Here is a 9943-nt window from a genome sequence, read left to right on the forward strand (position 1 = left end):
GGAAAATAAAAAGAGATCCGTGTCATCCGCGTTATCTGCGTCTAAAAAATGATAGTATAAACTAATTATGAACATTGACTTATTTGAATTCAGTCAAAGCAAACATAGTGGCTGATTCTCTCCAAATCAGTTTCGGTGAACTCCTCATAAAGAGAAAAAGGTTTCAAACCGGTGATTTTACCTTTCTTTCTGCGATATTCTATAAAAGCTTTGGCCTGATAGAAATTGATATAAGGATGAGAACGTAATTGCTCTACATTGCTGCGATTCAAATTAATCCGATGCACTTCTTCCGGATTAATGCTGAACCAGGCGTGCAATTGTTGAGCGTCAAGGTTGATATCCTTCAGTTGTTCTATCTGATAGAAACCGCCTAAGCGTTGACGGTAACCGGTAATCAAACGGGCGATACCGCTTCCGATGCCCGGAACTTTTTTCAGTTCAGTAGTGTCTGCAAGGTTCAGGTTGATAACAGTGCCTGTTGTGTACTTCATACTTTCCGTACGCGGTGTTTCGGGCGTATATAGCTTCGGAGTATTGTATGCAGTGTCTTCAGGAGTGATATATATATAAGGTGAAAGAAGAGCGTATTGCTCTTCCGTCATTCCATATATCTTCTTGAAGTCTTCGCTTTTCCGGAACTTCCCGCCTTTTAACCGGTATTTCAGGATATTCTTAACCATCCAGGCCGGTAGTCCCAATTGCCTGAATGTTACTGAATCTGTTGCATTGGGATTGAATGTTTTCAGGATTACAGGAATCTTCTCTTCTTCATATCCGGTAGAAGTATATCTTCTTCTTTGAGGTCGTTCCGTCTCCTTTAAGGAAGCAATAAACTCTTCATATTCCTGCCGGGCTGCTACCTCTGCTATTGTATCAACCTCGGAGGTGCCGTCTTTATGCTGCCAAACGGATATAATATATCCTGAGAGAAAAATGATACCTATTATGGCTATTAGTATCAGGATACCCAGCTTTTCTCCCCGGGAAAAATAAAAGAAGTCTTTGAATAGCTTTTGCATTTCTACAGTTTCAAGAACCCCAGTTCTTTGATGAAGATAATTGCAATGGCTATCGGAGCTATGAACCTCAAAATAAATACCAGCAATTTGTAGAGCGGTATTTTTAATGTCCCGTTGTTGCTGACTTCTTCCCGGACTATCTTCTTATTTAGATACCAACCGGTGAAGACGGAAATACACAGACCACCTAACGGTAACATAATCTTGGCAGTGACATAGTCGAACAAATCGAATAAGGTCAACCCGAATAAAGTATAATCTTTGCCCACCCCGAGCGACAAAGAACATAATATGCCTAAGCAGATGCATCCGCCTGTAACTATACTTGCCGCCCGTTTCCGGCTTAAGCGGAATTCTTCATGCAGATAAGCGGTTACCACTTCGTGCATGGAAATGGTAGAAGTAAGCGCGGCAACAGCCAAAAGAACGTAGAACATTACTGAGAGCATGTATGCCAGCAGAGGTATTCCACTGAATGCCTGTTGAAATACATTGGGCAGTGTAATAAAGACAAGACTGGGGCCCGCATCCGGTTGAATGCCTACGGAGAATGCTGCAGGGAATATAATTAGTCCTGACAGTATGGCTACAAATGTATCAATGACACTTACGCTGAAAGCGGTTTTTGTCAGATTCGTGTCTTTTTTGAAGTACGACGCGTATGTGCAGAGGCATCCCATTCCCAGGCTTAAAGAGAAAAATGCCTGTCCCATCGCACTAAGGAACACATTGGCATTGACCTTACTCCAATCCGGTTTCAGCAGGAATTCCAAACCGGCGCCTGAACCGGGTAATGCAATGGAGCAGACTGCCAGTATGATTAACAGGATGAATAACATGGGCATCATGATTTTGGCAGACATTTCGATGCCTTTTTCCACTCCTTTCACTATAACGAAGTGCGTGGCGAGAAGAAAGAGTATCAACCAGATAACAGGTCGCCAGGAATTGGTGGAGAACGAATTGAAAGTATTGATATAGTCGGCGGTGGTTTTTCCGGCAAAGCTATTAGTAACGGCTTCGCTGATAAATTCCAGCGTCCAACCTGCCACAACGGAGTAATAACTTAAAATGAGAAAGCCTGCCAGTACCCCCATGCGTCCTACCCAACGCCATTGCGTACCAGGCGCGAGCCTCTGATAAGCTCCGGCAGTGTTGGCTTGTGAGTGCCGTCCGATGAGGAATTCGGACACCATAATGGGGATTCCTAATACGAATACACATCCTATATAAATAAGGATAAATGCGGCTCCGCCGTGGTTACCTGTCTCATAAGGAAATCGCCAGATATTACCCAGTCCGACCGCTGAACCTGCCGAAGCAAGGATAATGCCTAATTTACTTCCAAAGTTGGCTCTGTCATTTTTAGTCATAAAAGGTAGATATTTCTTTCATCTTGTTATTATTCCATGTCGGAATGTGCAAATATAGAAAATGTTCTGTACTTTTGCCTGCAAATCGTTTATAAATTGAACTATGCTATACTATATTAAGAAATATCCGGTATCGTTATTGATAATACTGACGGTGATTTATTTATCATTCTTTAAACCGCCTTCAACTGATCTGAACGATATTCCGAATATTGATAAGATTGCACACCTTTGTATGTATTTAGGCCTGTCTGGTATGTTGTGGCTGGAGTTTCTTCGGGCACACCGGAGAAATGATTCTCCCTTATGGCATGCATGGGTGGGAGCCTTTGTATGTCCTGTACTCTTCAGCGGTATAGTGGAATTGTTGCAACAATATTGCACAAGTTACCGCGGCGGCGACTGGTGGGACTTCACTGCAAATACAGCGGGAGCGCTTATTGCTTCGTTGACAAGTTACTATGTATTGCGTCCGTGGATGCGGAAGAGGAGTGATTATAAATAATCAACCACCGTATTCAGTTTAATCCCATTTGAGCCTTTGATAAGAATGGTTTTTCCGTGAGGCTTGTTTTGCTTCAGGGCGTCAATGACTGCCGCAGCATCCGGATAAACCGGGAAGTTATGTTTTGCTGCAGCAAACAGGTTGCCTACCAGCATTACATCTTTAAATCCATATTCCGCAAGGAGATTTGCAATCCTCTGATGTTCTTCCGGCCCGTCTTTTCCTAACTCTCTCATATCTCCCAGTATCAGCATCTTGTTTTCAACCTTCATAGTACGGAAGTTGGACAGCGAAGCCTGCATACTGGTGGGGTTGGCATTGTACGCATCAATAATCAGCGTATTGTCTGCGGTCTGTTTTAGCTGTGAACGATTGTTTTGTGGGGTATATTCTGCTAAAGCGGCATCTATTTTAGCCGGTTCTACATCAAAGAAACGGCCGGTGGTAACAGCAGCCAGCGCATTCGGGAGGTTATATTCGCCGATAAGTTGCGTCTGTACGTTGTGGCGTTCGCCGTCCTTGCCCGCTTTCCATTCAAAGGCCAGATAAGGGGAATTACCCGTCACATGTCCGTTGACATATAATCCGTCTTCGCTTCCGTAGGAAATCAGATTCAATCCTCCGGCAATCTCTTTCAGGTATGCATTGTCATGATGAATGAAGACTGTGGAATTTTTATGTTCGCGCAGGTAATCGTACAGCTCTCCTTTGGTCTTGATAACTCCTTCGAAAGAACTGAAGCCTTCTAAGTGCGCCTTGCCTACATTGGTAATGATACCGAAATTCGGTTCGGCTATGTCTACCAGTTCTTTGATGTCTCCGGGATGACTGGCACCCATCTCTATAATGCCTAATTCGTGTTCGGGCTTCAGGCGCAATAAGGTAAGAGGTACGCCAATATGGTTGTTCAGGTTACCTTGTGTGTAGAGCAAATTATACGACCGGGAAAGTACGGCGGCCATCAGTTCCTTGGTCGTTGTTTTTCCGTTGGTACCTGTGATTCCGATGATGCGTGTGCCTAACTGCCGGCGGTGGTAGTTGGCAAGTTGTTGTAACGTGCGCAGACAATTGTCTGTTAATAGATAGCGTGTATCTCCTGACGGGATGTATTCTGCTTCATCTACCACAGCATAAGCGCTTCCCGATTCCAATGCTTTGGCGGCAAAGGCGTTTCCATTGAAAGTATCACCTTTCAGGGCGATAAATAAAGAACCTTCGGGACAGTTGCGGCTATCGGTAGTCACTCCGGTGCATTCCTGGAACACCCGGTAAAGAGCATTTATATCCATACTTAACTTCTGCTTTAAGATATTGTTTTTCTGTTTTCTAAAAACATTGCAAACTTACATTAAATTGTTTACATTTGCAGGATAGAAATGAAAAAGAAACATTCATGGAAGCATTATCCCCTAAATATATCAATGTCAACGGTTCTTTGTTCGACCTTTCCACTCCCCGCATCATGGGGATTCTGAATGTAACCCCCGACTCTTTTTATTCCGGTTCGCGTATGCAAACCGAGGCTGAGATAACCGGCCGGATACACCGGATATTGGACGAAGGCGCTGATATGATAGATATCGGTGCATATTCCTCCCGCCCGAACGCGGAGCATGTTTCTTCGCATGGAGAGATGGAACGTTTACGTGTAGGATTGGAATTATTGCGTAAGATACATCCTGAAGCAATCGTCTCAGTCGATACTTTCCGCGCCGACGTTGCACGGATGTGTGTGGAAGAGTATGGAGTGGCGATTATCAATGATATAGCTGCCGGTGAAATGGATGCGGATATGTTTCGTACGGTTGCCGAACTGAATGTACCTTATATTATGATGCACATGCAGGGAACCCCGCAGAGCATGCAACAGCATCCGCATTATGATAATCTGCTGAAAGAGGTTTTTATGTATTTCGCCCTTAAAGTACAACAGTTGCGCAACCTCGGAGTGAAGGACATTATCCTTGACCCCGGTTTCGGATTCGGAAAAACCATAGAACATAACTATGAACTTCTGGCGCATTTGGAAGAGTTTCGTATTTTCGAACTGCCTTTGTTGGTGGGCGTTTCCCGTAAATCAATGATTTACCGTTTATTGGGAAATACACCTCATGAAGCATTGAACGGAACAACGGCGCTTAATACCATCAGTTTGATGAAAGGTGCTGATATCCTCCGGGTACATGATATCCGTGAAGCGGTGGAAACCGTGAAGCTTGTAGAGGCTATGCGGAGTAATACTAATAAGGTGATAGAATGATAAGGAAAGCCGCTTCATTCGTTAAATCATATAATTATAAACCATAAATCCTAAGATAACGTGTTTTTCTTTGAAGTAGGTATAAAAGATGTTATTGATGTCCTGTTGGTTGCTTTCTTGCTTTACTATACATACAAGCTAATGAAAGCGTCCGGTTCCATTAATGTGTTTACGGGTATCCTTATATTCATATTGATATGGCTGGTGGTGTCGCAGGTGTTGGAGATGAAGTTACTTGGTTCCATCTTTGACAAGTTGGTAAGTGTGGGAGTTCTTGCGCTTATCATTCTTTTCCAGGATGAGATAAGGCGTTTCCTGCTGACGCTTGGTTCGCACCGGCATGCCAGCGCATTGGTACGCTTTTTTACCGGGAATAAACAAGAGAGCATCAAGCATGATGAAATAATGCCGATTGTTATGGCGTGTATCAGCATGGGTAAACGGAAGATGGGGGCGCTGATTGTTATTGAGCATAATCTGCCTTTGGACGAAGTGGTGCGTACGGGTGAAATGATTAATGCGGATATTAATCAACGTCTGATAGAGAATATCTTCTTTAAAAACAGTCCGTTGCACGACGGGGCGATGGTTATTAGCAAGGGGCGTATAAAAGCGGTCGGTTGTATCTTGCCTGTATCCCATAATTTGGATATACCGAAGGAATTGGGTTTACGTCACCGGGCGGCAATGGGTATTTCACAGGGATCTGATGCACATGCCATTATTGTGTCCGAAGAAACCGGCTCTATTTCTGTTGCTTATGAAGGGCAATTCTACCTGCGTTTGAATGCGGAAGAGTTGGAAAGCCTGTTGACGAAAAAAAGTTAGCTCCGTATGTGACAAATTAAAGATAAATAACGTCTTATATAAATGAGAGTTTAGCGAATGCTTGAACACAGAGACACAGAGGCACAGCGTTTTTTCTCTCTGCGACGTAGTCGCCCTCTCTGTGTACTCTTTCAGGTTCTCTTCTTAAAAGAAAGATAAAACTCTGTGTCTCTGTGACTCTGTGCTCAAGCATAAATTCTCATTCATACTATAAGATAATTAAAGATGAGTACTTCGTATTATTAATTAATATAACAAAATGGATAGACGGAATTTCTTACGGATGGGGAGTCTGGCGGTATTAGGTTCGCTGGCTACCCCGTCGCTCGCCCTGCCGGATACGGTACGGGGAGCTTTAGGAGGAACGGATAACAAGTCTGCCGTAGCTGCGGCAATGAACCATTTCGGTGTAACAGAGGCAGACCTGAAGAAGGTACTGACTGCTGCACTTGAAAAAGGCGGAGATTATGCCGACCTCTATTTTGAACACTCTTTTAACAACGCAGTATCTCTGATGGACGGCAAGGTGAACAATTGCAGCTCGAATATCGACTTCGGTATGGGAGTGCGCGTGTTATCCGGCGACCAGAGCGGATATGCTTATGTGGAAGGCGTAACGTTGGAAGAAATGTTGCGTGCCGCACGTACGGCTGCCCGCATAGCATCTTCGGGAAAGGCAGGCAAGCCTGTTGCATTCAAGGAAAAGACCATCGAAAAGAGCCGCTACTCCGTGGTTACCCCGTGGGAAGAAGTCAGCCTGAAAGAAAAGATGCCTTACTTGCAGAAACTGAACGATAAAGTATTTGCGCTGGATAAACGGGTACGCAAAGTGCAGGCATCTTTGAGGGACAGTACCACTCATGTGTTATTCTGCAATTCGGAAGGCGTTACTTACTACGATTACCGCCCGATGGTTTCATACATGGCTTCCTGCGTTATGGAAGAAGGCGGGCGTATGGAGAACAATTACGCCACCCGTTCCTACCGCAAGGGTTTTGAGTTTATGACGGACGATATCATCGAAGTAATAGCCCGTGAGGTAGTGGATAACACAACGCTCCTGTTCAAGGCCATTAAACCCAAAGGCGGCGAACTTCCTGTAGTGATGGCATCCGGCGGTTCGGGCATCCTGTTGCACGAGGCTATCGGACATGCGTTCGAAGCAGACTTCAACCGTAAGAACATCTCTATTTTCTCTGACCAGTTGAATAAGAAGATATGCAACGAACACATCAGTGTGGTGGACGACGGTACTATTCCTTTCAACCGTGGTTCCGTTAATTTCGACGACGAAGGTGTGGAGGGTCAGAAGACTTACATCGTAAAGGATGGCGTATTGACAAGCTACCTGCACGACCGCATCAGTTCCAAGTATTACGGTGTAGCTCCTACCGGAAACGGACGTCGTGAAACGTTCCGCAATGTGCCTATCCCCCGTATGCGTGCCACGTATATGGAAGCCGGAAATACGAAGGAAGAAGATATCATATCTACTGTAAAGAACGGTATCTACGCGCAGCAGTTTACCAACGGACAGGTACAAATAGGCGCCGGCGACTTTACGTTCTTCGTGAAATTCGGTTATCTGATTGAAGACGGTAAGCTGACGCAGCCTATCAAAGATATTAATATTATCGGTAACGGGCCGAAAGCATTGGCGGACATCACCATGGTGGCGAGCAATGAACAGATTGACAACGGTACGTGGACATGCGGCAAGGACGGACAGTCTGCTCCGGTAACTTGCGGTATGCCATCGGCTTTAGTAAGTAAATTAACTGTAGGAGGAGAAAACTGATGATAACGGACAATAATAAAAAACTGGCTCAATGGGCGATGGATTTCGCTCTGAAGAATGGTTGCCAGGCAGCCAAGGTTACATTGTATGCCAATTCTAACACTTCTTTCGAACTGCGTGACGCCAAGATGGATCGCCTGCAACAGGCTTCCGAAAACGGTTTGGGAATCAATCTGTATGTAGACGGACGTTATGGCAATTACTCTACCAACCGTCTGGACAAGAAGGAACTTGAGACTTTTATCAAGAACGGTATCGACTCTACCCGCTACCTGGCTCAGGATGAATTCCGTGTATTGGCAGACCCTGCCCGCTATTATAAAGGCGGAAAGCCTGATTTGCAGTTGTTCGATGATAAAATCTTCGGTATCAACCCCGATGATAAGGTAGCCCTTGCCCGTGCCGCCGCCGAGGAGGCTATGGGTAAAGATGAGCGTATCATTTCCGTGGAGACTTCTTACGGTGACGGAGAAAGTGCTTCTTACCGGTTGATAAGCAATGGTTTCGAAGGTGAATCAAAATCTACCTGGTATTCGGTTTCTGCCAGTGTGGCAATCAAAGGTGAAGGCGAAACCCGTCCGTCGGACTATTGGAGCGAAAGCGCTTTGTTTTATGACAAGTTAGTCAAAACGAATGTCGGCTCTAAGGCGTTGGAACGTGTGTTGCGCAAGTTAGGGCAGAAGAAGGTGAAGTCCGGTAAATATACGATGGTCATTGACCCGATGAACTCCGGACGTATGTTGAGTCCTGTGCTGAGCGCTCTTAGTGGTTCTTCTTTGCAGCAAAAGAATTCTTTCCTGATTGATAAACTGGATCAGAAGATATTTTCCGATAAGCTGATGTTGATGGACGACCCGCATGTGATAGGTGCCAACGGCTCACGTTACTTCGACGCTGAGGGTGTGGCAACGGAGCGCCGGTCTATTATTGAGAACGGCGTGTTGAAGACTTATTTCTTCGATACGTACAGCGCCAAGAAGATGGGAGTAGAGCCTACTTTGAGCGGTCCGTCCCGTCTGGTGCTGACTCCGGGCAATAAAGACCTCAACGGATTGGTGGCTGATGTACAAAACGGTATCCTTGTGACCGGGCTTAACGGCGGTAACAGCAATAGCAATACGGGCGATTTCTCTTACGGCGTGGAAGGTTTCCTTATCGAGAACGGCAAATTGACGCAGCCTGTCAATGAAATGAACATCACCGGTAATTTCCTGACACTGTGGAACTCGTTGGTGGCTATCGGCAATGACCCACGTCCGGAACGTAGCTGGTTGATACCTTCATTGGTATTTGAAGGGGTTGACTTTAGCGGCCTGTAAAGCGTTTATTATAATAATAGACCTTTATATATTTTTCATCCGCAGATAACGCAGGATTACACAGATTCGGTTTTAGCTGAATCTGCGTAACCTGTGTCATCTGCGGATGAATGTTAGTAGACTTAAACTTTTAAAGTCCTTTTGGGAGAAAGCATTGAAAAGACTAAAAGGGTTGTAAATATCTTCGCAGTTTTCACTGAAATGATAGCCATCGTATTGATGTTTCCTTCTTTATCTTTGCCATAGAGCTTTTCCCAACTGTTCAGATAAAGATTCAACTGTTCCTGCAAATCTTCTATAGCAGTATATTTTGTTCTGCTGAAATCAATATGCAATATGGGATAAACAGTTCACTCCTGTTCCAACCGGTCTATTTCAAGGTCTTTGAACAATTCTTTCTTCCCGGAAAAGTATGCTTCTAATGTAGAGACAAGAAGGCTTTTCCCAAAACGACGCGGACGATTAAGGAAATAGACTTTATTGGTATTAGCCAATTGATAAACCAATGCAGTTTTATCAACATATATGTAATTACCATTGCGTAAATCCTCAAAGTTCTGTATACCGATAGGATATTTTCTCAATGTCTCTTTCATATAATTCCAATGTTTTTGTTTAAGACAACTTCCTTTCCCATAGCACAAAGATATGCAATGCATTCTACTATACAGCAAAAATAGAATAGATTTTGACTCATCAGCAGATTCCTCACATTTTCTTACCTGCATTATTCATAAGAGTCTCGTCATAAATGAGAATTTAGCGGTGGGAATGGGTATGCGGATGAAGCGGATGAACGCGGATTCTTCTCTTCTTAGTGAAAGAAATCAGAGAAGCT

At 44.4% G+C, this 9943-nt stretch carries 9 protein-coding genes and 1 pseudogene; 5 read left to right on the top strand and 5 right to left on the bottom strand.

Annotation, left to right across the window (positions count from 1 at the left end; all coding sequences use genetic code 11):
• Positions 1–89: 89 nt before the first annotated feature.
• Both B2Z67_RS04990 and B2Z67_RS04995 read right to left on the bottom strand, forming a co-directional pair.
• Positions 90–1022, bottom strand: a complete 933-nt coding sequence (locus tag B2Z67_RS04990; RefSeq protein ID WP_291528717.1) for a helix-hairpin-helix domain-containing protein — start codon at positions 1020–1022, stop codon at positions 90–92.
• 2 nt (positions 1023–1024) lie between these two features.
• Complete coding sequence (locus B2Z67_RS04995; RefSeq protein ID WP_291528718.1) at positions 1025–2395, bottom strand: sodium-dependent transporter; 1371 nt, start codon at positions 2393–2395, stop codon at positions 1025–1027.
• A gap of 103 nt (positions 2396–2498) precedes the next feature.
• On the opposite strand from B2Z67_RS04995, the gene B2Z67_RS05000 reads away from it, so the two are divergent.
• Positions 2499–2900 carry a VanZ family protein gene (locus tag B2Z67_RS05000; RefSeq protein ID WP_291528719.1) on the top strand — a complete coding sequence of 134 codons (402 nt, stop codon included), beginning with the start codon at positions 2499–2501 and terminating at the stop codon, positions 2898–2900.
• Here the strand turns inward: B2Z67_RS05000 and B2Z67_RS05005 are convergent.
• The gene (locus B2Z67_RS05005) at positions 2891–4189 is read right to left on the bottom strand and encodes a UDP-N-acetylmuramoyl-tripeptide--D-alanyl-D-alanine ligase (RefSeq protein ID WP_291528720.1); all 1299 of its coding nucleotides are present in this window, start codon (positions 4187–4189) and stop codon (positions 2891–2893) included. The genes B2Z67_RS05000 and B2Z67_RS05005 overlap by 10 nt on opposite strands.
• A 104-nt stretch (positions 4190–4293) precedes the next feature.
• Here B2Z67_RS05005 and folP point away from each other — a divergent pair, with 104 nt between their 5' ends.
• The 4 genes from folP (at position 4294) to B2Z67_RS05025 (ending at position 9105) form a co-directional block, all read left to right on the top strand.
• Positions 4294–5160 carry a dihydropteroate synthase gene (folP, locus tag B2Z67_RS05010; RefSeq protein ID WP_291528721.1) on the top strand — a complete coding sequence of 289 codons (867 nt, stop codon included), beginning with the start codon at positions 4294–4296 and terminating at the stop codon, positions 5158–5160.
• Between the two features lie 60 nt (positions 5161–5220).
• Entirely contained in the window at positions 5221–5988 is a 768-nt protein-coding gene (gene cdaA / locus B2Z67_RS05015) for a diadenylate cyclase CdaA (RefSeq protein ID WP_291528722.1), read from the top strand.
• Between the two features lie 259 nt (positions 5989–6247).
• Positions 6248–7786 (top strand): TldD/PmbA family protein, encoded by a 1539-nt coding sequence (locus B2Z67_RS05020; RefSeq protein ID WP_291528723.1) that lies wholly within the window; start codon positions 6248–6250, stop codon positions 7784–7786.
• A complete protein-coding gene (locus B2Z67_RS05025) occupies positions 7786–9105 on the top strand; it encodes a TldD/PmbA family protein (protein ID WP_291528724.1) in 1320 nt (439 codons plus the stop codon). Before B2Z67_RS05020 ends, B2Z67_RS05025 begins: the two co-directional genes overlap by 1 nt.
• A 96-nt stretch (positions 9106–9201) precedes the next feature.
• Here the strand turns inward: B2Z67_RS05025 and B2Z67_RS15930 are convergent, their stop codons facing one another.
• Positions 9202–9285, bottom strand: a complete 84-nt coding sequence (locus B2Z67_RS15930) for a hypothetical protein (RefSeq protein WP_414630782.1) — start codon at positions 9283–9285, stop codon at positions 9202–9204.
• 47 nt (positions 9286–9332) lie between these two features.
• A pseudogene (locus B2Z67_RS05030) lies at positions 9333–9701 on the bottom strand (AAA family ATPase); the annotation flags it as partial.
• Positions 9702–9943 lie beyond the last annotated feature (242 nt).

This window comes from Bacteroides sp. UBA939 (assembly GCF_002293435.1).
Taxonomy (GTDB): Bacteria; Bacteroidota; Bacteroidia; order Bacteroidales; family Bacteroidaceae; genus Bacteroides.

Coding starts and splice junctions, on each gene's coding strand:
- B2Z67_RS04990 (WP_291528717.1), bottom strand. CDS start 1,022: ATGCAAAAGCTATTCAAAGACTTCTTTTATTTTTCCCGGGGAGAAAAG.
- B2Z67_RS04995 (WP_291528718.1), bottom strand. CDS start 2,395: ATGACTAAAAATGACAGAGCCAACTTTGGAAGTAAATTAGGCATTATC.
- B2Z67_RS05000 (WP_291528719.1), top strand. CDS start 2,499: ATGCTATACTATATTAAGAAATATCCGGTATCGTTATTGATAATACTG.
- B2Z67_RS05005 (WP_291528720.1), bottom strand. CDS start 4,189: ATGGATATAAATGCTCTTTACCGGGTGTTCCAGGAATGCACCGGAGTG.
- folP (WP_291528721.1), top strand. CDS start 4,294: ATGGAAGCATTATCCCCTAAATATATCAATGTCAACGGTTCTTTGTTC.
- B2Z67_RS05020 (WP_291528723.1), top strand. CDS start 6,248: ATGGATAGACGGAATTTCTTACGGATGGGGAGTCTGGCGGTATTAGGT.
- B2Z67_RS05025 (WP_291528724.1), top strand. CDS start 7,786: ATGATAACGGACAATAATAAAAAACTGGCTCAATGGGCGATGGATTTC.